General features: G+C 63.3%; 1 pseudogene. It reads left to right on the top strand.

Annotation, left to right across the window (positions count from 1 at the left end):
- A pseudogene (locus C5471_RS24105) lies at positions 1-305 on the top strand (site-specific tyrosine recombinase XerC); the annotation flags it as partial.

Below are 305 nucleotides of genomic sequence, written 5' to 3'. Positions count from 1 at the left end.
AGGAACAGGGCGTAATATCCGCCGCTCAGGTGACTGAGCCGTTACTGGCAAACTGGCAGCAGTATCTCACCCAATACCGCAAAGCCAGCGGCCAGCCCTACCCGCCTGACAGTCAGCGCCGACGCCTGCGGGCCTTGCGCCTATGGTTCGACTGGTTGCAGCAGCAACACGCTATCCCGACCAGCCCGGCAACAACGCTCGCCTCGCCAGACAGAAAAAAACGCCCCTCAGTAACGGAAGCCCACAGTCAACCCGACGCCATCCCGGCCCGCTTCGCCACCTTACGCCAGCATCTGGCCGCCTGG

Source organism: Photorhabdus tasmaniensis (genome assembly GCF_011189505.1).
Taxonomy (GTDB): domain Bacteria; phylum Pseudomonadota; class Gammaproteobacteria; order Enterobacterales; family Enterobacteriaceae; genus Photorhabdus; species Photorhabdus tasmaniensis.
Note: the sequence above shows the minus strand (reverse complement) of the source record. Positions and strands in the feature narration are given on the sequence as shown.